The 22,504-nt window shown below is 67.6% G+C and carries 23 protein-coding genes and 2 pseudogenes; 18 read left to right on the top strand and 7 right to left on the bottom strand.

The annotated features are described in order from the left end of the window. Nucleotides 1–233, top strand: a pseudogene (locus A5663_RS14325) (hypothetical protein); the annotation flags it as partial. A 44-nt stretch (nucleotides 234–277) separates the two neighbouring features. Beyond that, a complete protein-coding gene (locus tag A5663_RS14320; RefSeq protein ID WP_369816635.1) occupies nucleotides 278–952 on the top strand; it encodes a DUF5642 family protein in 675 nt (224 codons plus the stop codon). 3 nt (nucleotides 953–955) lie between these two features. Here A5663_RS14320 and A5663_RS23065 read toward each other — a convergent pair whose 3' ends face one another. From A5663_RS23065 to A5663_RS14305, 3 genes are read right to left on the bottom strand one after another with little or no spacing between them, the layout of a single operon-like run. Then, nucleotides 956–1,963, bottom strand: coding sequence for an EspA/EspE family type VII secretion system effector (locus tag A5663_RS23065; RefSeq protein ID WP_068150031.1), 1,008 nt, complete (start codon nucleotides 1,961–1,963; stop codon nucleotides 956–958). A 19-nt stretch (nucleotides 1,964–1,982) separates the two neighbouring features. After that, nucleotides 1,983–2,600 carry a TetR/AcrR family transcriptional regulator gene (locus A5663_RS14310; protein WP_068150027.1) on the bottom strand — a complete coding sequence of 206 codons (618 nt, stop codon included), beginning with the start codon at nucleotides 2,598–2,600 and terminating at the stop codon, nucleotides 1,983–1,985. Nucleotides 2,601–2,626: 26 nt separating this feature from the next. Further along, entirely contained in the window at nucleotides 2,627–3,865 is a 1,239-nt protein-coding gene (locus tag A5663_RS14305; RefSeq protein ID WP_068150023.1) for a cytochrome P450, read from the bottom strand. A 73-nt stretch (nucleotides 3,866–3,938) separates the two neighbouring features. On the opposite strand from A5663_RS14305, the gene purD reads away from it, so the two are divergent. After that, nucleotides 3,939–5,207, top strand: a complete 1,269-nt coding sequence (purD, locus tag A5663_RS14300) for a phosphoribosylamine--glycine ligase (RefSeq protein WP_068150019.1) — start codon at nucleotides 3,939–3,941, stop codon at nucleotides 5,205–5,207. A gap of 5 nt (nucleotides 5,208–5,212) precedes the next feature. Here purD and A5663_RS14295 read toward each other — a convergent pair whose 3' ends face one another. Continuing rightward, on the bottom strand, nucleotides 5,213–6,034 hold the full coding sequence (locus A5663_RS14295) for an alpha/beta hydrolase (protein ID WP_197503400.1): 822 nt from the start codon (nucleotides 6,032–6,034) through the stop codon (nucleotides 5,213–5,215). A 127-nt stretch (nucleotides 6,035–6,161) separates the two neighbouring features. On the opposite strand from A5663_RS14295, the gene A5663_RS14290 reads away from it, so the two are divergent. The 5 genes from A5663_RS14290 to A5663_RS14270 are packed head-to-tail and all read left to right on the top strand — an operon-like array spanning nucleotide 6,162 to nucleotide 11,924. Then, nucleotides 6,162–6,788, top strand: a complete 627-nt coding sequence (locus A5663_RS14290; protein WP_068150016.1) for a TetR/AcrR family transcriptional regulator — start codon at nucleotides 6,162–6,164, stop codon at nucleotides 6,786–6,788. A gap of 50 nt (nucleotides 6,789–6,838) precedes the next feature. Beyond that, nucleotides 6,839–8,257, top strand: a complete 1,419-nt coding sequence (locus tag A5663_RS14285; protein WP_068150013.1) for an APC family permease — start codon at nucleotides 6,839–6,841, stop codon at nucleotides 8,255–8,257. Between the two features lie 43 nt (nucleotides 8,258–8,300). Further along, on the top strand, nucleotides 8,301–9,719 hold the full coding sequence (gene purB / locus A5663_RS14280; RefSeq protein WP_068150010.1) for an adenylosuccinate lyase: 1,419 nt from the start codon (nucleotides 8,301–8,303) through the stop codon (nucleotides 9,717–9,719). Continuing rightward, nucleotides 9,716–10,942, top strand: coding sequence for a cytochrome P450 (locus A5663_RS14275; RefSeq protein ID WP_068150005.1), 1,227 nt, complete (start codon nucleotides 9,716–9,718; stop codon nucleotides 10,940–10,942). The genes purB and A5663_RS14275 overlap by 4 nt, the downstream gene beginning before the upstream one ends. Before the next feature lie 10 nt (nucleotides 10,943–10,952). Continuing rightward, on the top strand, nucleotides 10,953–11,924 hold the full coding sequence (locus A5663_RS14270; protein WP_082974133.1) for a tellurite resistance/C4-dicarboxylate transporter family protein: 972 nt from the start codon (nucleotides 10,953–10,955) through the stop codon (nucleotides 11,922–11,924). Here the strand turns inward: A5663_RS14270 and A5663_RS14265 are convergent. Together A5663_RS14265 and A5663_RS14260 are read right to left on the bottom strand one after the other, a co-directional pair. After that, nucleotides 11,839–12,726 (bottom strand): type IV toxin-antitoxin system AbiEi family antitoxin domain-containing protein, encoded by an 888-nt coding sequence (locus A5663_RS14265; RefSeq protein ID WP_068150003.1) that lies wholly within the window; start codon nucleotides 12,724–12,726, stop codon nucleotides 11,839–11,841. The two genes, A5663_RS14270 and A5663_RS14265, sit on opposite strands and share 86 nt — an antisense overlap. A 99-nt stretch (nucleotides 12,727–12,825) precedes the next feature. Next, the gene (locus A5663_RS14260) at nucleotides 12,826–13,431 is read right to left on the bottom strand and encodes a hypothetical protein (RefSeq protein ID WP_068150000.1); all 606 of its coding nucleotides are present in this window, start codon (nucleotides 13,429–13,431) and stop codon (nucleotides 12,826–12,828) included. 31 nt (nucleotides 13,432–13,462) lie between these two features. Here A5663_RS14260 and A5663_RS14255 point away from each other — a divergent pair, with 31 nt between their 5' ends. The 6 genes from A5663_RS14255 (at nucleotide 13,463) to A5663_RS14230 (ending at nucleotide 19,999) form a co-directional block, all read left to right on the top strand. Further along, entirely contained in the window at nucleotides 13,463–14,350 is an 888-nt protein-coding gene (locus A5663_RS14255; protein ID WP_068149997.1) for a phosphoribosylaminoimidazolesuccinocarboxamide synthase, read from the top strand. Further along, nucleotides 14,347–16,452, top strand: coding sequence for a S9 family peptidase (locus tag A5663_RS14250; RefSeq protein ID WP_068149993.1), 2,106 nt, complete (start codon nucleotides 14,347–14,349; stop codon nucleotides 16,450–16,452). The genes A5663_RS14255 and A5663_RS14250 overlap by 4 nt, the downstream gene beginning before the upstream one ends. Before the next feature lie 45 nt (nucleotides 16,453–16,497). Further along, nucleotides 16,498–17,055 carry a TetR/AcrR family transcriptional regulator gene (locus tag A5663_RS14245; protein WP_068149990.1) on the top strand — a complete coding sequence of 186 codons (558 nt, stop codon included), beginning with the start codon at nucleotides 16,498–16,500 and terminating at the stop codon, nucleotides 17,053–17,055. A 9-nt stretch (nucleotides 17,056–17,064) separates the two neighbouring features. Further along, complete coding sequence (locus A5663_RS14240) at nucleotides 17,065–17,562, top strand: glutathione peroxidase (protein ID WP_068149986.1); 498 nt, start codon at nucleotides 17,065–17,067, stop codon at nucleotides 17,560–17,562. A gap of 70 nt (nucleotides 17,563–17,632) precedes the next feature. Continuing rightward, complete coding sequence (locus A5663_RS14235; protein ID WP_068149983.1) at nucleotides 17,633–18,337, top strand: DUF2334 domain-containing protein; 705 nt, start codon at nucleotides 17,633–17,635, stop codon at nucleotides 18,335–18,337. A 24-nt stretch (nucleotides 18,338–18,361) separates the two neighbouring features. Further along, on the top strand, nucleotides 18,362–19,999 hold the full coding sequence (locus A5663_RS14230) for an FAD-binding dehydrogenase (RefSeq protein ID WP_068150036.1): 1,638 nt from the start codon (nucleotides 18,362–18,364) through the stop codon (nucleotides 19,997–19,999). A 6-nt stretch (nucleotides 20,000–20,005) separates the two neighbouring features. Here A5663_RS14230 and A5663_RS14225 read toward each other — a convergent pair whose 3' ends face one another. Then, a complete protein-coding gene (locus A5663_RS14225) occupies nucleotides 20,006–20,659 on the bottom strand; it encodes an MBL fold metallo-hydrolase (RefSeq protein WP_068149981.1) in 654 nt (217 codons plus the stop codon). Between the two features lie 46 nt (nucleotides 20,660–20,705). On the opposite strand from A5663_RS14225, the gene A5663_RS14220 reads away from it, so the two are divergent. The 4 genes and pseudogenes from A5663_RS14220 to A5663_RS23060 all read left to right on the top strand — a co-directional run. Next, entirely contained in the window at nucleotides 20,706–21,377 is a 672-nt protein-coding gene (locus A5663_RS14220) for an ATPase (protein WP_068149978.1), read from the top strand. Nucleotides 21,378–21,412: 35 nt separating this feature from the next. Further along, nucleotides 21,413–21,652: a phosphoribosylformylglycinamidine synthase subunit PurS gene (gene purS / locus A5663_RS14215; RefSeq protein ID WP_068149975.1), complete on the top strand. Its 240-nt coding sequence runs from the start codon at nucleotides 21,413–21,415 to the stop codon at nucleotides 21,650–21,652. Beyond that, nucleotides 21,649–22,323, top strand: coding sequence for a phosphoribosylformylglycinamidine synthase subunit PurQ (gene purQ, locus A5663_RS14210; protein ID WP_068149971.1), 675 nt, complete (start codon nucleotides 21,649–21,651; stop codon nucleotides 22,321–22,323). The genes purS and purQ overlap by 4 nt, the downstream gene beginning before the upstream one ends. A 29-nt stretch (nucleotides 22,324–22,352) precedes the next feature. Next, nucleotides 22,353–22,504: pseudogene (locus A5663_RS23060) on the top strand (M18 family aminopeptidase); the annotation flags it as partial.

Below are 22,504 nucleotides of genomic sequence, written 5' to 3'. Positions count from 1 at the left end.
CCTGGATCTCGTTGGTGACGCCTGACGAGCTGCGCCCTCTGCAGGCCGCCGTGCGGGCCATCGACCCGTGCTTCGACGTCGACGTGTCCGGTGACCGTGAGGACTGGACGGCACGCGTCGTCGAAACCGGTACCGCCGCCAAGGAGTTCTCCGAAGTGGGTGTGGTCAAAGTCAGCGGTGGAGCGTCGTGGATATTCGAGGACCGCAAGTCACTTCCGCTGACGGTGCTCTAAAACTGCTGCGTCGGGCGGGCACGCTCGTCGCTTAGGGTTGAGCAATGCTGGTGCTTCGGCGTTGTGCTTCATCGGTGATGGTGCTCGGTTTGATTGTTGCGTCTGGCTGCTCGACTTCAGGGAGCGATTCCGCGAGCAGCGCACCGTCGACTTCGCCGTCGCCAACGCTGGACCTGTCTCGGCTCGCCGAAGTGGGCGACGACTTCCCGCCCAGTTTCACACCGACGCCGCCGGCCGGGCCCAAGACGGTGACACCCCGAGACGCTCAGCTGATCAGTGACGCTGTGTCTTACGGCAAGCCACTCACCGTTGCTCCGCCGGAATGTCGACCGTTGTTCAAACCCGTCGCAGCGCAAGCGGGCGCCGAGAAGATGGGCGTCGGCGCCGGGGGGCCGCAGCCGCCGGCGCTGGTGGTCAGCGCGGTCAGCCCCGTCGCGGTGCCTGATCCCCTTCCTACCCGCGGTTGCGACCGGATGACGTTCACCGTGGCCGGCGCCGTCCCCGACGGCACTGCCGAACGACTCGCCGCGCCGCATATCGAAGGCGCGACGACCAACGGCCTCAAGGTTCTCTTCGACGGTGGAGTCGAGTACTTCTACACCGCGATACTGGACGGCCGCACGTACGTCGAAGTCTGGTGCCGAGTCGGTCCGGACTTCCAGGCAGAGCCGGTACTTCCCGACCTGCTGACCAAAGCCGTGGCCGCAATCCGGCAATAGCGGTCAGCGCGGACCGTCCGCGTCGGCCTCCGGTACCCAGACACCACCGCCCGGGATCAGCTCGGTGTATCCGTAAGGGCCGTAGGTCGTTTCGTCACCCGAAACGTAGGGCGGCCGGTATTCGATGTCGTTGATGTCCAACGGCCGGTGCGGCGGGTCGGACGGCCACGCCGGACCGCCGGGAGTCGGCACCCAGGTCCCGGACCCCGGTACGAGCTCCTGATAACCGAAGGGCCCGTAGGTGCTCTCGTCACCGGGCACGTACGGCGGCCGATACTCGACGTCGTCGAGATCCAGTGGCGCCTCGACCGGAGTGGGCCGGTAGTCCGGGCTGCTCGGGTCCGGGATCCAGGTCCCCGACCCGGGTACCAGTTCGCGGTAGCCGCGCGGCCCGAACGTCCTCGGGTCGTCCGGGTCGTGCGGCGCCAGCTGCACGACGTCCTTGAGGTCGAACGTGGTCTGCGGAAGATCGCCCTTCTTGCCGTCGCTCAGCAGGCTCACGTCGCCCGCGTCGTCGTCCGCGGACCCGCCGAGCTCGTCATACTCGGCCCCGAGTGCACGCATCCGGTTCGCGATGGCGGCGAGGTCACCGTGCGAGCGCTCGATGATCTCGGCGACTTCGGCGGCGCCCCTGCTGACCACCGGCCACAGCATCTGCTCGCCGAGGGCGGTTCTCGGGACGGTCGCGGCCGCGTCAACCACCCACTGCCGCACTGCCTCCAGGTCGCGTCGGCCGGCAGACACCACCGCCGCCGACCGGTCGACTTCGGCCTTGAGCCGCTGATCCAGGTCTGCCATCGCGCCCAGCGCACGACCCTGGCGCCGGTTCGAGTCCGCATACGAGTCCGAGCCCGCGCCGGTCCAGTCCCGCGGGGCGGCAGCGTCGACGTCGCCTTGCAGTTGACGGAATCGCGCACTCTGGTCGAACCCGTCACCGCCTTGCGGGGTGCCTTCGCCGAACGTGGTGCGCGCGCGCTGCCACGTCGACAGGAAAGCCTCCAGCACGCCCATGATCGGAGTCTAAATCCGCTCAGGTCGTCGACTCGACACGGATTTCTGCTGCCAGCGTCGCACCCACCCAGCGGCGCAGGTAGCCGCGCAGTTGTTGACCCCGCCGAGGCGGGCGACCCGGGTCGATGATGAATGACTGGATGATCCGCAGAAGATGTTCGGCCAACTCGTCGAGGTCGTCGTCGGTGAAGCCGAGCGCGGTCCAGTCCACGTCGAAGCGCCGCAGCATCGAGTTGGCGAACTCCAGCGCCACATCGGAGGTGACGGTCTGGCTGAATGCACTGGCCCTGCCGGAGATCAGCAGCAGGCCCATGTGCTTGTCCTCGGGCAGCCACTCCAGCGCGGTGGCGATACCCTCGGCGACCGCCTCCTGCGGGTCGGTCACCCCCTGCAGATGGTCGGCCAACCGGTCCAGGAAGCCGGTCGCCGCGCGTTGCGCGGAAGCGTGCAGCAGTGCGTCGGTGCTGGGGAAGTAGCGGTAGACGGTCTGCCGCGTGACACCGAGCGTGCGAGCGACGTCGGTGATGGAGAAGTCCGCGCCGCGCGCGTCGATCGCCTTGCCCGCGGCATCGAGGATGCGGGTGACCGCCTCTTCGTCCGTCGCCGGCGTCGAACCGGACCAGCCGTGGGTGCGCACGGCGAAATCCTACTCAGCTGTCTCGATCAACCCTGGTAAGAGACCTGCAAATCCTTGACCCCGTTGATCCAGCCCGAGCGAAGACGTTGTGGCTCAGCGAGTTTGGCGATGTCGGGAATCTGGTCGGCGATCTCGTTGAAGATCAGCTTGATCTCCATGCGGGCCAGGTTCGCGCCGATGCAGTAGTGCGCGCCGTTGCCGCCGAAGCCGAGGTGGGGGTTGGGGTCGCGCAGGATGTTGAAGCGGAACGGGTCATCGAAGACCTCTTCGTCGTAGTTCGCCGAGCTGTAGAACAAGCCGACGCGCTGACCCTCGCGAATCCGGACTCCACCGATTTCGGTGTCGGCCAACGCGGTTCGTTGGAAGCAGTGCACCGGGGTGGCCCAGCGCACGATCTCGTCGGCGGCGGTGTCCGGCCTGTCCCGCTTGAACAGCTCCCACTGCTCGGGGTTCTCCAGGAACGCGTTCATCCCGTGCGTCATCGCGTTGCGCGTGGTCTCGTTGCCGGCGACCGCGAGCAGGATCACGAAGAACGCGAACTCGACGTCGTCCAGCGACTCACCGTCCCCTTCTTTTAGGTCGGCCTGTACTAGTCGCGTGACGATGTCGTCCGCCGGACAGCGACGGCGCTCCTCGGCCATCGAGTACGCATAACCCATCAGCTCCGCGTTGGCGGTGGTCGGGTCCGAATCGAAGTCCGGATCGTCGGTGTTCATGATCGCGTTGGTCCAGTGGAACAACTTCTCGCGATCGACCTCGGGCACTCCGATCAGGTCGGCGATCGCCAGCAGCGGCAGGCTCATCGCGATGTCGTCGACGAAGTTGCCGCTGCCCTTTTCCTTTGCCGCGGCGACGATCTCGCGCGCCGCAGTATGCAGTTTCTCCTCCAATGTGGCGATCGCTCGCGGGGTGAACAACCGCGACACCAGCTTGCGCAGGCGGGTGTGTTCTGGGGCGTCGTGGTTGATCAGCAGCGCCTTGGTGAGATCGAGCTGCTCGGCGGTCACGCCCTCCGGCAGCCGCATCACCGCCCCCTTGCGGTTGGTCGACCACAGGTCACCGTTGCGGGAGATCGCCTTGATGTCGTCGTGGCGGCTGATCACCCAGTACCCACCGTCGTCGAAGATCGACTCCTGCTGTTCGTTCCACCAGACCGGCGCAGTCCTGCGCAGCTCGGCGAACTCGGTGACCGGGATACCGCGAAGCAGGACGTCGGGGTCGGTGAAGTCGTACCCCTGGCCGAACGGGCATGTGGTCTGCGTCATATCTTGACCATACACTGCTCTGTCAAGTGTATGGCCAGAGCTTTCTGGGGTACTGCCGTTAGGGTGAGCAGTTGTGCGAGTCCTGGTGATCGGATCCGGCGCCCGTGAACACGCGTTGCTGCTGGCGCTGCGGCGCGACCCCGAGGTCGAGGGCCTGGCGGTCGCACCCGGCAACGCCGGTACCGCGGCGATCGCCGACCAGTACGACGTCGACATCACCTCGGGTGAGGCGGTCGCGAAGTTGGCCCAGCGCATCGGCGCGGACCTCGTCGTCATCGGTCCGGAAGTGCCGTTGGTGCTCGGTGTCGCCGACGCCGTGCGCCGCGCGGGAATCGCATGCTTCGGGCCGTCGAAGGATGCCGCGCGCATCGAGGGTTCCAAGTCGTTCGCCAAGGACGTGATGACCGCCGCCGGGGTGCGCACCGCCAGAAGCGAGGTCGTCGACAATCCGGCACGCCTCGATGCCGCGCTCGACCGGTTCGGTCCTGCCGCCGGCGAATCGGCGTGGGTGGTCAAGGACGACGGGCTCGCCGCGGGCAAAGGGGTGGTGGTGACCGCCGACCGTGCCGCGGCGCGCGCACATGCCGCCAGCCTGCTCGAGGCGGGCCACCCGGTGCTGCTCGAATCGTTTCTCGACGGGCCGGAGGTCTCACTGTTCTGCGTCGTCGACGGCGAGACCGTGGTGCCGCTCTTGCCGGCGCAGGACTTCAAGCGCGTCGGCGACGACGACACCGGGCCCAACACGGGAGGCATGGGGGCCTACGCGCCACTGCCCTGGCTGCCTGAAGACGTGCTCACCCGGGTCGTCGATGAGGTAGTCAAACCTGTTGCTGCCGAACTCGTTTCGCGCGGCAGCTCCTTCTCCGGCCTGCTTTACACCGGCTTGGCGATCACCTCGCAGGGACCGGCCGTGGTCGAATTCAACTGTCGCTTCGGCGATCCCGAGACCCAATCCGTGCTGGCGCTGCTGGAAAGCCCCCTGGGCAGATTGCTGCACTCCGCCGCGACCGGCAACCTTGCGCAGGAGCCGCCTCTGCAGTGGCGCGACGGTGCCGCGGTGACGGTGGTGCTGGCCGCGGAGAATTACCCGGGCCGCCCCAGGGTCGGCGACGCGATCACCGGATCGGAGGCCGACGCGGTGCTGCACGCGGGCACCGCCCGGCGCGAAGACGGGGCAATTGTGTCGTCGGGCGGCCGGGTGCTTTCGGTTGTCGGGACCGGCGCGGACCTGACGGCGGCACGGGCGGACGCTTACCGGCTGATCGAATCGATTCGACTGCCCGGCAGCCACTTTCGCAGCGACATCGGGCTGGCCGCGGCCGAGGGCCGGGTCACGCTCTAGTCACCTCAGGCGACGAGCAGCGGTGCCATCCAAGTCAGCTCGCCGGGCAGTTGCCTGCTCCAGAACCCACCGTCGTGCCCGCCGGGTGAGAACCCGCCGGCAGGCGGGTTCGGCAGCTGTGCGATGAACTCTTTCGTCGCCGAATAGAAGGGATCGTCGGTGCCGCAATCGATCCGGATCGGGATCGAACCGAGCGCGGGCAACCCCCACACGCTGTTGGCCGCATAGTCGTCGGCGCTGTCGAATGCACCGGGCGCGGCCGCTCCCGAGGACGTCCACAATGCCGGGCTCACCGCGCAGATCGCCGCGGTGCGGGCGGGGCCGAGTCGGCCGCCGAGCAGTAGTGCACCGTAGCCGCCCATGGACCAGCCGAGGAAGCCGACGCGTGACGTGTCCAGCCCCTGCGAGCCGAGCATCGGTATCAACTCGTCGAGCACCATCGCCCCGGCGTCGTCGCCGGAGGCCCGCTTGTGCCAATAGCCACCGCCGCCGTCGACGGCGACCACCGCGAACGGAGGCAGTCCCGCGGCCACCGCTTCGGCCAGGCCCTGCTCGACCCCTCCGGCCATCACCCCGGCCGCGTCCTGCCCCTTGCCGTGCAGCGCGATGACCGGACGCAGCGGGGCGGTCTGGCCGGGCGGACGGGCGATGGCCCAGTGGGTCCGCACCCCGCCGCGGGCCGCCGAAACGAACGAGCCGTCGACGTAGGTCGGCGCCGGGGCGGCCGCGGCCGTCGGCGTCATCCGCAGGGCCGCCGCGCCGGCCACGGCACCGACCCCGAGGCGCAGAAGCGAACGGCGGGACAGTTCGGACATGGCGGCCATCATGCCACCGGCGCCGGCTTACCCGGCGCGAGCCGGTGCGGCGTCGCACCAGAAACACCAGCCCCGTAGGTGTTGACCGAAGGCTGACGTTTGGCCGAAAGCGCGATGGGAGAGCGGCCCGGCTGGCAGCATGCAAGGCGTGACGGCAGCGGTCACTCCCAAGGGAGAACGTCGGCGGTATGCGCTGGTCAGTGCCGCTGCCGATTTGCTGTGCGAAGGCGGCTTCGACGCTGTGCGGCATCGCGCCGTGGCCCGCCGTGCCGGACTGCCGCTGGCGTCGACGACGTACTACTTCTCTTCGCTGGACGACCTGATCGCCAACGCGGTCGAGTACATCGGCGAGCGTGAGGCCGAGCAGTTGCGCGCGCGGTTGGCGATGCTGTCGCGCCGGCGTCGAGGCGCGGAGTCGACCGCCGACATCCTCGTCGACCTGTTGGTCGACGATGTGGTGGGGCAGCGCAGCGAGCAGTTGATCTCGCGCTACGAGCGCTACATCGCGTGCGCACGACACCCGCTGTTGCGCGACATCCAGCGGCGGATTCTGCGCCAGCGCACCGATGCGGTCGTCGAGGTCATCGGGCGTTCGGGGCGATCGGTGCGTGCGGAGTACCTGACCGCCTTGGTCAACGCCGTGGACGGTGCAGTGGTCGCCGCGCTGGTGGCCGACGGCGACGGTCCTCGCGCAACAGCGCGCGCGACGTTGATCGACGTGATAGACGTGTTGGCACCAATCGACGAGCGAGTGGCGCAGGTGTAGAGCGTCACGAGGAGGCCACCGATGAGCGCTTGCGCGAAGAGCAAAGGACGATGAGCACGCCGGTGGACAACCAACCAGAACTCCGGCGGGTCATGGGCCCGGGCTTGTTGCTCCTGTTCGTGGTCGGCGACATCCTCGGCACCGGTGTGTATGCGTTGACCGGCCAGGTCGCCGGTGAGGTCGGCGGCGCGGCCTGGCTGCCGTTCCTGCTGGCGTTCGCCATCGCGACCATCACGGCGTTCTCCTACCTGGAACTGGTGACCAAATATCCGCAGGCGGCCGGCGCAGCGCTCTACGCGCACAAGGCTTTCGGCGTTCAGTTCGTCACTTTCGTGGTGGCGTTCATCGTGATGTGTTCCGGTATCACGTCGGCATCGACCGCGTCACAAGCGTTCGCGGCCAACATGATCAAGGGTTTCGGCCTGGACTGGGGCAAGCTGGGCGTCACTGTGGTCGCACTGTGCTTCATGGCCGGACTCGCCGCGATCAACCTGCGCGGGGTCAGCGAGAGCGTCAAGCTCAACGTCGGCCTGACCGTCATCGAGATCAGCGGTCTGCTGCTGGTGATCTTCGTCGGCCTGTGGGCGTTCACGCAGGGCGGCGATCACGACTTCTCGCGCGTCGTCCTGTTCGAAAGCGGTGAGGAGCGAAGCACATTCGTGGCGATCACCGCCGCGACATCGCTCGCCTTCTTCGCGATGGTCGGCTTCGAGGACTCGGTCAACATGGCCGAGGAGACCAAGGACCCGGTTCGGACCTTCCCCAAAGTCCTACTGACGGGCTTGAGCATCGCGGGAGTGGTTTACATCCTGGTGTCGATCATCGCCGTCGCGCTGGTCCCGATCGGCGAATTGCGGGTGAGCGCGACCCCGCTGGTCGACGTGGTCGAAGCAGCGGCACCCGGACTGCCGATCGACGAACTGTTCCCCTTCATCACGATGTTCGCGGTGTCGAACACTGCGCTGATCAACATGTTGATGGCAAGCCGGTTGATCTACGGCATGGCCAGACAGCATGTGCTGCCGCCGGTGCTGGGCACGGTGCACCGGTCGCGCCACACTCCCTGGGTCGCAATCGTGTTCACGACGGTCATCGCGTTCGGGTTGATCTTCTATGTGTCCGCGTTCGCCAGCAGCAAGGCGCTCTCGGTGCTCGGAGGCACGACGTCGCTGCTGCTGCTGGCGGTGTTCGCGATGGTCAATGTCGCGGTGCTGGTGCTGCGTCGCGACGTCCGCGAGGACGGCGGGCACTTCAAGACACCGACGGCGCTGCCGGTGCTCGGATTCGTCACATCGCTGTATCTGGTGACGCCCTTGTCGGGCCGCCCCGTAACGCAGTACCTGCTCGCCGGTGGGCTGTTGGTCATCGGCGTCGTGCTGTTCCTGGTCACCATGGCGATCAACAAGCAGCTCGGCATCACCGGGGCCGGCATCACCGATCCCACGCGATTGGCCGAGACGCCGGACTGAGGCAGGCGAACAGTGTCCCGCCCGGGCCGTAAGCTGAGTGTTTGTGTCGATCCCCAACGTGCTGGCCAGTCGGTACGCCAGCGATGACATGGTGGCCATCTGGTCGCCGGAGGCCAAGATCGTCGCGGAGCGTCGGCTGTGGCTGGCGGTGCTGCGCGCCCAGGCGGAACTGGGCCTGGAGCTTCCGTCCGCTGTCATCGCGGACTACGAGCGGGTGCTCGAGCAGGTCGACCTGGCGTCGATCGCGGCGCGCGAGCGAGTGCTGCGCCACGACGTCAAGGCGCGCATCGAGGAGTTCAACGCGCTGGCCGGACACGAGCACGTGCACAAGGGCATGACGAGCCGCGACCTCACCGAGAACGTCGAGCAACTGCAGATCCGCCGCTCGCTCGAGCTGGTGCACTCCCACGGCGTGGCGGTGGTGGCGCGATTGGCCGAGCGCGCCGTGCTGTACCGCGACCTCGTGATGGCCGGGCGCAGCCACAACGTCGCCGCGCAGGCCACCACGCTGGGCAAGCGGTTCGCGTCGGCGGCCGAGGAGATGCTGATCGCGCTGCAGCGGTTGCGCTCGTTGATCGACCGGTACCCGCTGCGCGGAGTGAAGGGGCCGATGGGCACCGCACAGGACATGCTGGACCTGTTCGACGGCGACGCTGCACGCCTCGCCGAGCTCGAGCGCCGCGTCGCCGAATTCCTCGGCTTCACAGAGCTTTTCACCAGCGTCGGGCAGGTGTATCCACGGTCGCTGGACCACGACGTCGTCTCCGCGCTGGTGCAGGTGGGCGCGGGCCCGTCGTCGCTGGCGCACACCATCCGGCTGATGGCCGGCCACGAACTGGTGACCGAAGGCTTCGCGCCCGGTCAGGTCGGGTCGTCGGCGATGCCGCACAAGATGAACACCCGCTCGTGTGAGCGGGTGAACGGGTTGCAGGTGGTGGTGCGCGGTTACGCCGCCATGGCGGCCGAACTCGCTGGGGCGCAATGGAACGAGGGCGACGTGTTCTGCTCCGTGGTACGCCGGGTGGCGCTGCCCGATGCGTTCTTCGCCGTCGACGGGCAGATCGAGACGTTCCTGACGGTACTCGACGAGTTCGGCGCCTACCCGGCTGTGATCCAGCGCGAGCTGGACCGTTACCTGCCGTTCCTGGCGACGACGCGGATGCTGATCGCCGCCGTCCGCGCGGGGGTCGGCCGTGAGACCGCCCACGAGGTGATCAAGGAGCACGCCGTCGCGGTGGCACTGGCGATGCGGGAGAAGGGTTCCGAACCCGACCTGTTGGATCGGTTGGCGGCCGATCCGCGGCTGCCTCTGGACCGTCCAGCGCTCGATGCGGCGCTGGCCGACAAGCAGGCGTTCACCGGTGCGGCCGGCGATCAGGTGGACCGGGTCGTCGAGGCGGTCGACGAGTTGGTCAGCCGCTATCCCGAAGCCGCGAAATACACTTCGGGTGCCATCTTGTGACACTGGCCGCGATCGACTTCACCGATCTGGACAACTTCGCGAACGGCTTCCCGCACGATCTGTTCGCGGTGCATCGGCGCGAGGCGCCGGTGTACTGGCACGAGCCGACCGAGCACACACCCGACGGCGAGGGATTCTGGTCCGTCGCCACCTACCCCGAAACGCTTGCGGTGTTTCGTGATCCGGTCACCTTCTCGTCGGTGACCGGGGGTTCGCGGCCGTTCGGCGGAACGCTGCTGCAAGACCTGGCGGTCGCCGGCCAGGTGCTCAACATGATGGACGATCCGCGGCACTCACAGATCCGCAGGCTGGTCAGCTCAGGCCTGACGCCGCGGATGATCCGGCGGGTCGAAGACGATCTGCGTGCGCGGGCGCGGCGGCTGCTGGACGCTGTCGAGCCGGGTGAGCCGCTGGACTTTCTCATCGACATCGCCGCCGAACTGCCCATGCAGATGATTTGCATCCTGCTGGGAGTGCCTGAGTCCGAACGGCATTGGTTGTTCGAGGCGATCGAGCCGCAGTTCGACTTCGGCTCGGCCCGGAGGGCCCAAATAGGCACAGTGGGACAGCTGACCGCAGAAGACGCCGGCTCGCGGATGTACACCTACGGGCAGGAGCTGATCGCGGCCAAGCGCGCGGCGCCGACCGACGACATGTTGTCGGTCGTCGCGAATGCGTCGGTGGACGACGGAGTTCTGTCCGACCTCGAGCTTTACCTGTTCTTCAGCCTGCTGTTCAGCGCCGGGGCCGAGACGACGCGAAACGCCGTCGCGGGTGGGCTGCTGGCGCTGATCGACTTTCCGGAGCAGATGTCGCTGCTGCGTTCGGATCTCGGCTTGCTGCCGTCGGCCATCGAGGAGATGGTGCGCTGGACGTCGCCCTCGCCGTCGAAGCGGCGCACCGCGACCCGTGATGTGTCGCTGGGCGGGTCTGAGATTGCCGCCGGCCAGAAGGTCCAGATCTGGGAAGGGTCGGCGAACCGGGACGCGGCGGTCTTCGCCGACGCCGACGTGTTCGACATCAGCCGTAAACCCAACCCGCACCTGGGGTTCGGTCAAGGTGTGCACTACTGCCTCGGCGCCAATCTCGCCAGGCTCGAGCTTCGGGTGCTGTTCGAGGAGCTGTTGACGCGATTCTCGACGGCCAGGCTGGTCAAGCCCGTCGAGTGGACGCGAAGCAATCGGCACACCGGAATGCGGCATCTGGTGGTGGAGCTGCGGTGAACGGTAGGCGGTGAGACCGGACGCGTTCGCGTTCGTGATGGCGACCGGGATCGTGTCCGTCGCCGCGACCGACCACGGGTTCACCTACATCAGCGACGGGCTGGCTGTGTTGGCCGTCGGCGGGTTGCTGGGTCTGGTTGTCGCAGCATTGGTTTCGTGGAGCGGTAGGCCGCCGGATATCTCGGATCCGGACGTCACGATCGGCATGTTCACGTTCGTCGCGGCGTGCGCGGTGATCGACAGCAGGCTGACGTCGATTTCAGCGGTGCTGTGGACGCTGGGCGTGTCGGCGGCGCTGGCGTGGCTGCTGTTGAGCGCGCTGACCGTGCGCAACCTCGCGGCGAGAACGTGGCAGGAGTTGCAGGAGCGCGCACGAGGCGGTTGGGAACTCTTCAGCGTCGGGACGTCCGGGCTGGCGATCGTCGCCGTCGCGCTGGCGCAGCGCAACGGGTCCCATGCCCTGCTGCTCATCGGGGTGGCGATCTGGGTGGTCGCGATCGCGGTGTACGCGGTGATGACCGCGATGATCCTGGCGCGCGCGTTCGCGGCGCGGCTGGACCCCAACGGGTTCGAGCCGGACGCCTGGATCCTGATGGGCGGCTTGGCCATCGCCACGTTGGCCGGAGACCACATCCACCGGGCGGGCATCGACGATGCTCTGGCGGTGACCATCGCGACGTGGTGTGTGGCGACGCTGTGGATCGTGCCGCTGCTCTACTTCGGCCTGCGGCACCTGCAGCGGGCCGACTCGCGACATTTCGCCGGAGTGTGGTGGGCGATGGTTTTCCCGCTGGGCATGTACTCGGCCGCCACCCACGCCATGGCCGTGGAGACCGGATGGCCCGTCTTGCCCGGAGTCTCGCTGGCCTTCTTCTGGATCGCGTTCGCCGCTTGGCTCATCGTGACGATCGCCGGGGTGCTGTCGCTGTGGGGGCTCCGGCCGCGGCGATTTCGGCGATCACCCGCCTCGGGTGCTCCGTGAGGTCGAGCCAGGTGAAGCGCAACACCTTCCAGTTCAGCAGCGAAATCGTGTTCTGGCGGGTGCGGTCGATCTGAAACGCGTCGGGGTCGTGGTGGAACGCCCAGCCGTCGACCTCGATGGCGATCTTCGCCTCGATGAACGCCACGTCGACCCGGTAGCCGCCGACAGGATGGTTGGTCTTCCATCCGGTGAAGCCCGCGTCTTTGAGCAGCTTGACGAGCAGCCGCTCGGCCTCCGAGCGCGCCCCGTCGCGGGCGGCCTGCAGAAGTCTGCGGGCGGCCGGCGACCCGTGCCTGCCCTTGTTGCGCAGATGGGCTCGCCAAAGTTGATTGAGTTCCACGTGGCGCTGTAATGCGGTGTCCATCAGCTTGGCGCCGCCGCCGCGTCGGACGGCCGCTTCGACGACGGTCAGCGGCAGCGCGGTAACCCTCAGCCCGTTGCGCTCGACGACGTCGTGCGGATCCAGGTCCCGCCTACGCAACCGCGTGCCCGCACGCCGCCGGCCGTTGCTCGACTTCGGCACGGTGACTTCGACGACCTCCGGGGCGTACTTCGACGCGCCATGCCACCACGCCGCGGTAAGACCGCTGGCGCAGGCCCGGACGCCGTAGCCCCATACCGCGGCACGGATCCGCGCCGCATCCGTGAACGGTCGATCGTCGACGAAATAGACCCCCGGAGCGCAGCGACGCCACCGGCCGCACTGAACACGTCGGCGGACGATCTGCTCGCTCAGACCGATTTCGCGCGCCTGCGCGAGCGTGATGACGCCGTCGTGGTCACGTAACAGATCATCGAGCACGTCTTTAGGACGGCTGGGACCCCCAACTGGCTCCCTCGGTCGCGATTTGTGAGTGAAAACGATCGCCCACCGATCGAAATCACTCACAAATCGCGGGGATTACCCGCCGGCCGAGCGCACTTCCAGGGCGGCCAGGCCGCGGATCGTCTCGGCGTCGTAGTTGCGCCACGCTCCGACGGGGTCGGGGTTGATCGCGACCAGCTTGGCCAGTGGACGGTTGGCGAGCGCCCGCAACGCCAGCAACTGCTCACCGGCCGCGGTGCGGGCCAGCGTGATCGCGGTCCACTTGCGACGGAAGAACCGCAGCCGCAAGTACAGCCACGGCATCGCGACGAACAGGATCGGCGGCGCGGCCACCGCCAGCGCCAGTACCCACGCCAGCCACGACGCGGTCGTGTCGAGGCTGTGTCCGGCTCCGGCGATGTCGAGCGCCGCCTCGCTGGCCGCCCGTAGCGGCTTGCTCAGCGCGTCGCCGACGAGCGGGAAGTCACCGGTGCGATCGCCCGCGGTGTCGAGGTTGTCGGCCACGCCGTTGGCGCCGGTCTCGACTTGGCGGCCCACCGCGGCGATCGTCGAGATGGCCGAGTGCACTGCCGTGCCGACCGCCACCCACACCGTCGTCCAGACGACCACGACGATGTCGCTGATCAGTTGCGCGAGGACGCGCGTCGGCCTGCGGGCATAAGGGATAAACCGCGAACTCATGGCTGTAGATGCTGCCCGATAGGCTGGCCCGATGCGCCCCGCTCTGTCCGACTATCGGCATCTGGCCAGCGGCAAGGTTCGCGAGCTGTATCGCGTGGACGACGAGACGCTGCTCTTCGTGGCCAGCGACCGCATCTCGGCGTACGACCACATTCTCGACTCACACATCCCCGACAAGGGCCGCATCCTGACCGCGATGAGCGTCTTCTTCTTCGACCTGATCGACGCGCCCAACCACCTGGCCGGCCCGCCCGATGACGAGCGCATCCCCGAAGAGGTACTGGGTCGGGCGCTGGTCGTACAGCAGCTCGACATGCTTCCGGTCGAAGCCGTGGCCCGCGGCTACCTGACCGGTTCGGGGCTCATCGACTACGAGCAGACCGGCAAGCTGTGCGGTATCCCGCTGCCGGCCGGCCTGCGCGAGGCGAGCAAGTTCGCCGAACCGCTGTTCACGCCGGCGACCAAAGCCGAGCTGGGCAGCCACGACGAGAACATCTCGTTCGAGAAGGTCGTCGACCTGATCGGCCCGGAGCGGGCCGAACAGCTGCGGGAGCGCACATTGCAGACCTACATCCGCGGCGCCGACCACGCTTCGACCAAGGGCATCATCGTCGCCGACACCAAGTTCGAGTTCGGCGTGGACAGCGAGGGCGAACTGCGATTGGCCGACGAGGTGTTCACCCCGGACTCGAGCAGATACTGGCGGGCCGACGACTGGAAAGAAGGTGTCGTGCAGCAGAGCTTCGACAAGCAGTTCGTCCGCAACTGGCTCACCGGCCCGGAGTCGGGCTGGGATCGCGCCGGTGACACACCACCGCCACCGCTTCCGCCGGACGTCGTCGAAGCCACCAGAGCTCGCTACATCGAGGCCTACGAACGCATTTCGGGCCTGCGCTTCAGCGACTGGATCGGTGAATGAAGCCGCCGTTCGCCAAACGCGTCGAGACCCCCCGTGAACACCACGGCGACGTCTTCCTCGACCCCTACGAGTGGCTGCGCGACAAGAGCGATCCCGAAGTGATCGCCCACCTGGAAGCGGAGAACGCCTACACCGCACACGTCACCGAGCATCTGGCGTCGTTGCGGCAGAACATCTTCGACGAGATCAAGGCCCGCACCAAGGAGACCGACCTCTCGGTGCCGACGCGTCGCGACGAATGGTGGTACTACGCCCGCAGCTTCGAGGGCAAGCAGTACAGCGTGCACTGCCGCTGTCCTGTTGCCGATCCCGACGACTGGACGCCACCGGTGCTCGACGAGAACACCGCGATCCCGGGCGAACAGGTCCTGCTCGACGAGAACGTCGAGGCCGACGGGCATGACTTCTTCTCGCTAGGTGCCGCCTCGGTCAGCTTGGACGGCAACATCTTGGCGTACTCCGTCGACCTCAAGGGCGACGAGCGATACACGCTGCGGTTCAAGGATTTACGCACCGGCGAGCTCTACTACGACACGATCGTCGGGATCGGCCCGGGTGCGACGTGGGCGGCCGACAACCGGACCGTGTACTACTCGACGGTCGACGAGGCGTGGCGCCCGGACACGATCTGGCGGCACCGCCTCGGCTCGGGGCTGCCGGCACAAAAGGTCTACCACGAACCCGACGAAAAGTACTGGCTCGGCGTCGGGCGTACCCGCAGCGACAAATACGTGATCATCGCTGCCGGCAGTGCCGTCACCTCCGAGGTGCGCTACGCCGACGCGACGGATGCGGAGGCCGAGTTCACCGTGGTGTGGCCGCGCCGCGACTTCGTCGAGTACTCCGTCGAGCACGCCGTCGTCGGCGGCGAAGACCGGTTCCTGATCCTGCACAACGACGGAGCGGAGAACTTCACGCTCGTCGAGGCGCCCGTCGCCGAGCCCACCGCGGTGCGCACGCTGATCGAACACCGCGACGACGCCCGCCTGGACTCCGTCGACGCGTTCGACAAGCACCTCGTCATCAGCTACCGCAGCGACGCCCTGCCCAAGATCCAGCTGTGGCCGATCTACCCCGACGGCCAATACGGCCATCCCGAGGATTTCACCTTCGAGTCCGAGTTGACGTCGGCCGGGCTGAGCGCCAACCCGAACTGGAGCGCGCCGAAACTGCGGATCGGCGCCACCTCCTACATCACGCCGGTGCGCGTCTACGACGTCGACCTCGACACCGGCGAACGGACATTGCTGCGCGAACAGCCCGTGCTCGGCGACTACCGGCCGGAGGACTACGTCGAGCGCCGCGACTGGGCCGTCGCGCCGGACGGTGCACGAATCCCGATATCGATCGTGCACAAGATCGGTCTGCAGTATCCGGCGCCGACTCTGCTGTACGGGTACGGCGCGTACGAGGCGTGCGAGGACCCGCGCTTCTCGATCGCGCGGCTCTCGCTGCTCGACCGCGGGATGGTGTTCGCCGTAGCGCATGTGCGCGGCGGCGGAGAGCTGGGCAGGCCGTGGTACGAGCACGGCAAGATGCTCGAGAAGAAGAACAGCTTCACCGACTTCATCTCCGTCGCACAGCATCTGGTGCAAAGCGACGTCACCCGGCCGCAGAATCTGGTCGCATACGGCGGCAGCGCCGGCGGCCTGCTCGTCGGTGCTGTGGCGAACATGGCGCCGGAGCTGTTCGCCGGCGTTCTCGCGGTGGTGCCGTTCGTGGACCCGCTCACCACGATCCTGGACCCCTCGCTTCCGCTCACCGTCACCGAATGGGACGAATGGGGAAACCCGTTGGAGAGCAAGGAAGTCTACGAGTACATGAAGTCGTACTCGCCATACGAGAACGTCGAAGCCAAGCAGTACCCGGCCATCCTGGCGATGACGTCGCTGAACGACACCAGGGTGTACTACGTCGAGCCGGCGAAATGGGTTGCCGCACTGCGTCACTCCAAGATCGACACCCGTTCGGTGATACTGAAGACCGAGATGAATGCCGGCCACGGCGGGATCAGCGGACGCTACGAACGCTGGAAGGAGACCGCCTTCCAGTACGCCTGGATACTGGACGCCGCGAAGGCCGAACACGAACCCTTGCCGTAACGGCAAAGATCTAGGCAGTGGCTAGATCGCCGGTATGATGGCCGCGTGAGCAGGACCACCTACCACCACGGGGATTTGAAGGCCGTCATCCTCGCGCAAGCAGCCGAGCTGGTGGCCGAGCGGGGCGCCGACGGTGTCTCGCTGCGCGAGTTGGCGCGGGCAGCCGGAGTGTCGCATGCGGCGCCCGCGCACCACTTCTCCGACAGGCGCGGCCTGTTCACCGCGCTGGCGGCCGAGGGATGGCGCAAGCTGGCGGCGGCGCTCGGAGAAGCGCGGCCGGAATTCTCCGATGCCGCGCTGGCATACGTCCGGTTCGCGCTCGACCACCCCGGGCATTACGCGGTGATGTTCGACCGGTCGCTCGTCGAGCCGGACAACGCGGACTTGGTAGCGGCGCAGAACGCGGCGGGAGCCGAACTGGCCCAGGGCGTCGGAACCCTCGACGACCCACGCGCCGCGAAAGACCCAGAGGCCGCCGCGCTCGCGGCATGGTCTCTGGTGCACGGGTTTTCGCTCCTGTGGCTGAACCGTGCAATCGATGATGACGGCGATCCCATGGCCACCGTGCACCGCGTCGCGGGCATGCTCTTCGAGACGGGGTAACGTGCGGGCATGACCGACACACCGCTGACCGACATCGCTGTGACCACCCTCGACGGCCGCGACACCACGCTGGGCGAACTGGCCTCCGGGGCCGCGCTGATCGTCAACGTCGCGTCGAAATGCGGTCTGACGCCGCAGTACACCGCGCTCGAGCAGTTGGCCAAGGACTACCGCGAGCGTGGACTCACCGTGATCGGCGTGCCATGCAACCAGTTCATGGGTCAGGAGCCGGGCTCGGCCGAGGAGATTCAGGAATTCTGTTCGACCACTTACGGAGTCACATTTCCGCTGCTGGCCAAGACCGATGTCAACGGTGCCGACAGGCACCCGCTGTACACCGAACTGACGAAGACGTCCGACGACAGCGGCGAGGCCGGCGACATCCAGTGGAACTTCGAGAAGTTCGTGCTCGCGCCCGGCGGAACGGTGGTCAAGCGGTTCCGTCCCCGCACCGAACCGGATTCACCCGAAGTGGTCGCGGCGATCGAGGAGGTCCTGCCGCGATAACCCCCCGATCGTCATCCGACGTCCGCCGGATGTAAACCGTCGTGACACCCGGCCCCGGCACACTGGCGGCGTGGCTGGACAACTGATCGTCTCCGTCTCCGGAATCAGCGATCGCACGATGCCCGAGGTCGAGGATTTCTGCGCGCAACTCGACGCGCGCGGCGTTCCCGTCTCGCTGCTGGTGGCACCCCGGATCCGCGGCGGCTACCGCCTTGACGACGATGCTGCCACGGTCGCTTGGCTGGCCGGTAGGCGCGATCGCGGCGATGCAATCGTGCTGCACGGCTTCGACGAGGCTGCCACCAAGAGGCGGCGCGGCGAGTTCGCGGTCTTGCCCGCGCACGAGGCGAATCTGCGGCTGATGGGTGCCGATCGGGTGATGGAACATCTCGGCTTGCGCACCCGGCTGTTCGCGGCTCCAGGCTGGACGGTGTCGCCGGGGACAGTCGCAGCGTTGCCCCGCAACGGTTTTCGACTTCTCGCCGGACTCACCGAGATCACCGACCTGACCCGCGGGAGCGCGGTCCGGTCGCGCGTACTCGGCATCGGCGAAGGCTTCCTCAGCGAGCCGTGGTGGTGCCGGACTCTGGTGTTGTCAGCCGAACGGACAGCGCGGCGACGCGGGACGGTACGGGTGGCGGTGGCCGCCCGCCACTTACGCAGGCCCGGTTCCCGACAGGCGATGCTCGACAGTGTCGACCTGGCACTGATGCACGGCGCCGAGCCGACGGTCTACGAGTGGCGGCCGTCCAGGGCATTGACCGACGCCGCGTAGCGCCTGCCCGCTAACGTGGCGGACATGGCAGATGCTGACGTCATCGTCGTCGGAGCGGGGTTGGCCGGCCTGGTGGCGGCTTGCGAGCTGGTGGAACGCGGACGGCGCGTCCTGATTGTCGACCAGGAGAACGCCAACAACATCGGCGGGCAGGCGTTCTGGTCCTTCGGCGGGCTGTTCTTCGTCGACAGCCCGGAACAACGGCGGTTGGGCATCCGCGACAGCCATGAGCTGGCGCTGCAGGACTGGCTGGGGTCGGCCGGGTTCGACCGCCCCGAGGATCACTGGCCGCGGCAGTGGGCGCACGCCTACGTCGATTTCGCGGCGGGGGAGAAGCGCGGCTGGCTGCGGGAGCGTGGCCTGCAGACGTTCCCGATCGTCGGGTGGGCCGAGCGTGGCGGGTACGACGCTCGCGGACACGGCAATTCGGTGCCGCGGTTCCACATCACCTGGGGCACCGGACCCGCGATCGTCGACATCTTCGCGCGACGGCTCACCGGCCGCGCCCAATACGCGCACCGCCACCGGGTCGACGAGCTGATCGTCGAGAACGGAGCGGTTGTCGGGGTGCGCGGAACGGTGCTCGAGCCGTCTGACGCAGCGCGGGGTGTGGCGTCATCCCGAAAAGCTATCGGCCAGTTCGAGTTTCGTTCCCAGGCGGTCGTCGTCGCCAGCGGCGGTATCGGAGGCAACCACGACCTCGTGCGGCAGAACTGGCCCAAGCGGATGGGCCGCGTGCCCGAACAGTTGCTCTCCGGGGTGCCCGCACACGTCGACGGCCGGATGATCGGGATCACCGAAGCCGCCGGCGCGCGGGTGATCAACAGCGACCGGATGTGGCACTACACCGAGGGCATCACCAACTACGACCCGATCTGGCCGCTGCACGGCATCCGCATCCTGCCAGGGCCGTCGTCCTTGTGGCTGGACGCGAACGGCAACCGGCTGCCGTCGCCGCTGTACCCCGGGTTCGACACGCTCGGCACGCTCGAACACATCTCGCAGACGGGTCAGGACTACACCTGGTTCATCCTCAACGCGCGGATCATCGCCAAGGAATTTGCGCTATCGGGTCAGGAACAGAACCCCGACCTCACGGGTCGCAGTATCCGTGACGTGTTGTCCCGCGTGCGGCCCGGTGCGCCGAGGCCCGTGCAGGCGTTCGTCGACCGCGGCGTCGACTTCGTCAGCGCTGACTCGTTGCGCGACTTGGTGTCTGCGATGAACGCCGTTCCCGACGTGCTGCCGCTCGACTATGCGACGGTGGAGGCCGAAGTCACCGCTCGCGATCGCGAGGTTGCGAACAAGTTCACCAAGGACACGCAGATCGCCTCGATCCGGGTGGCGCGCAACTATCTCGGTGACCGGGTGAGTCGCGTGGTGGCGCCGCACCGGCTCACCGATCCGAAGGCCGGACCGCTGATCGCGGTGAAACTGCACATCCTGACGCGAAAGTCGTTGGGCGGATTGGAGACCGACCTCGACGCGCGGGTGCTGAAGTCTGACGGCAGCGTGTTCGACGGGTTGTTCGCCGTCGGGGAGGCCGCGGGCTTCGGCGGCGGCGGGGTGCACGGCTACCGGTCGTTGGAGGGCACTTTCCTCGGCGGCTGCGTGTTCTCCGGCCGGGCCGCGGGGCGGGCGGCGGCGCGGGACACGGCCTGAGCGGCTTTAAAACTCGGTGCCGCTCTCCGTTTCGAGCACCTGGAAGTCGGTGTCGGTCATCTCCGAGAGCCTGCCGTAGAAGATGCCGCGCGCGCTCGGATCGATGATCGCCTGGTGGATGGGCACCGCGTGCGTCGGCGCCACCGCGCGTAGGTAGTCGACGGCCTCGGAGATCTTCATCCACGGCGCGGCGGCGGGCGTGGCGAGCACGTCGACCGGTTCACCCGGAGTGAACAGCGCGTCGCCCGGATGCATCAGGCGGGCCGGGTGGGTGCCGTCGCCGATCAAGTACGAGATGTTGTCGATCACCGGTAGCTCGGGGTGGATCACCGCGTGCTTGCCGCCAACACCGCGCACGGTGAGGTGGTCGATGGTGAGTTCGTCGCCGACGTTGACCGCGCGCCACGGTTCGCCGAGCTGCGCGGCGGTCTGCGGGTCGGCATACAGGGCGGCCTGCGGGTTGGCGTCGAGCAGCGCGGGCAGGCGTGCGGTGTCGGCGTGATCGGGATGCTGATGGGTGATCAGGATCGCCGAGAGCCCGGTGATGCCCTCGAAACCGTGGGAGAACGTTCCCGGGTCAAACAGAATCGTCGATTCAGCGCCACTTTCGGCCGGGAAATTCGCGAGTAAGCATGAATGTCCGAAATGCGTCAATTGCATGCCTATATTGTGGCGGCGCTGGCCGTGTTCAGGGGGTACTTGAGTCGTGCGATTGCTGCTGGCGGTGGCCCTGGCGGCTCTCGGGCTGGCCGTGACGTCTGGCCCTGCGCCTTCCGCGGGTGCGGTGCCGGGCGCCTGCCCGCCGATCTGCGACGCGATCCCCGATTCGGCTTGGGCGCAGCCCGATGAGCTTCCGTTGTACCCGGTGTACCGCTGGGCGGGACTGGCCGGGCTGGCGGTCAGCGCGCCCGCACCCCGGTTCATGTTCGAGGAACTCTGCAGCAGCCCGCCGGTCGCCGACGAGCCGCGCGCCTACGTGGTGGGCGCCAGGGCGCAGATCAGCAATCCGGCTGGTCAGTGGCAGTTGCGGGCGCAGGTGTTGCACTGGCGCGGCGACGTCGCGCACACCGGTCAGCTCGCCCGGTCGGTGCTCGACACGGCACGGCTGAGGCTGCGGACATGCCAGTTGACGGCGCCGCTGGTGTCGCCATCGATCACCACCGTGGAGTCCACCCGGATGGCCGCGGTGATCAGTGCGGCCGGCCAGCAGGTGGTGCACCAGTACCTGCTCGCGCACCCGACGAGCGGCAGCGTCGTCGAACTGGCGCTGTGGTCGACGCTGCCCACTCAGGTGCCCTGGGTCCCCGTGCCCGACGCCCGGGTCCTCGACGCGCTGACGGCCCCGCTGTGCGAGGCCTACCTGGGTTCGTGCCGGTGACTCGCGTGAGCTGAGTGCGCCGGTACAGTTGACGCGTGGCAAGGGTGGTGGTGCACGTGATGCCCAAGGCCGAGATCCTCGACCCGCAGGGGCAGGCGATCGTCGGCGCGTTGGGCCGACTCGGCTTCGACGGTGTGTCAGATGTGCGGCAGGGCAAGCGATTTGAGCTCGAGGTCGACGACAACATCGACGACGACACCCTGGCCGAGATCGCGGAGTCGCTGTTGGCGAATACCGTGATCGAGGACTGGTCGGTCAGCAGGGAGCAAGCGTGACCGCGCGCGTGGGGGTCATCACATTTCCCGGCACCCTGGACGACATCGACGCCGCCCGAGCGGTTCGGCTGGCCGGTGCCGAGCCCGTCTCCCTCTGGCATGCCGACGCCGACCTGAAGAACGTCGAGGCCGTGGTGGTGCCCGGCGGCTTCTCCTACGGCGACTATCTACGCGCCGGCGCGATCGCGAAGTTCGCGCCGGTGATGGGTGAAGTGGTGCGCGCTGCCGAGCATGGCATGCCGGTCTTGGGAATCTGCAACGGTTTTCAGGTCCTCTGCGAGGCCGGCCTACTGCCCGGCGCGTTGACGCGTAACGCCGGACTGCATTTCGTGTGTCGTGACATCTGGCTGGAAGTCGCGTCGAACTCGTCGGCGTGGTCGTCGCGGTACGAGCAGGGCGCTGACATCTTGGTGCCGTTGAAGTCCGGCGAGGGCCGCTACGTGGCCAGTGACAAGGTGCTCGACGAGCTCGAGGGCGAGGGCCGCGTGGTGTTCCGGTACCGCGACAATCCCAACGGGTCGCAACGCAACATCGCGGGGATCAGCTCGGCCAACGGACGCGTCGTCGGTTTGATGCCGCATCCCGAGCATGCGACCGAGGCGCTCACCGGCCCGTCCGACGACGGTCTCGGGCTGTTCTACTCGGCGCTGGACGGCGTGCTGAGCGCGTAACCCGCCCGTGCTCGCGCGAAGATGAACAGATGCCAGCCAGTCCACAGAGCCTGTGCGAGTTCATCGACGCCTCGCCGTCGCCGTTCCATGTCTGCGCGACCGCGGGCGACCGGCTGCGCGAGGCCGGCTTCCGCGAACTGTCCGAGGCCGCTCAGTGGCCCGCGCACGGTGAAGAAGTTCC

Source organism: Mycobacterium sp. E740, assembly GCF_001672895.1.
Taxonomy (GTDB): domain Bacteria; phylum Actinomycetota; class Actinomycetes; order Mycobacteriales; family Mycobacteriaceae; genus Mycobacterium.
The sequence above is the reverse complement of the archived record's forward strand: the minus strand, read 5'-3'. Positions and strand labels throughout refer to the sequence as shown.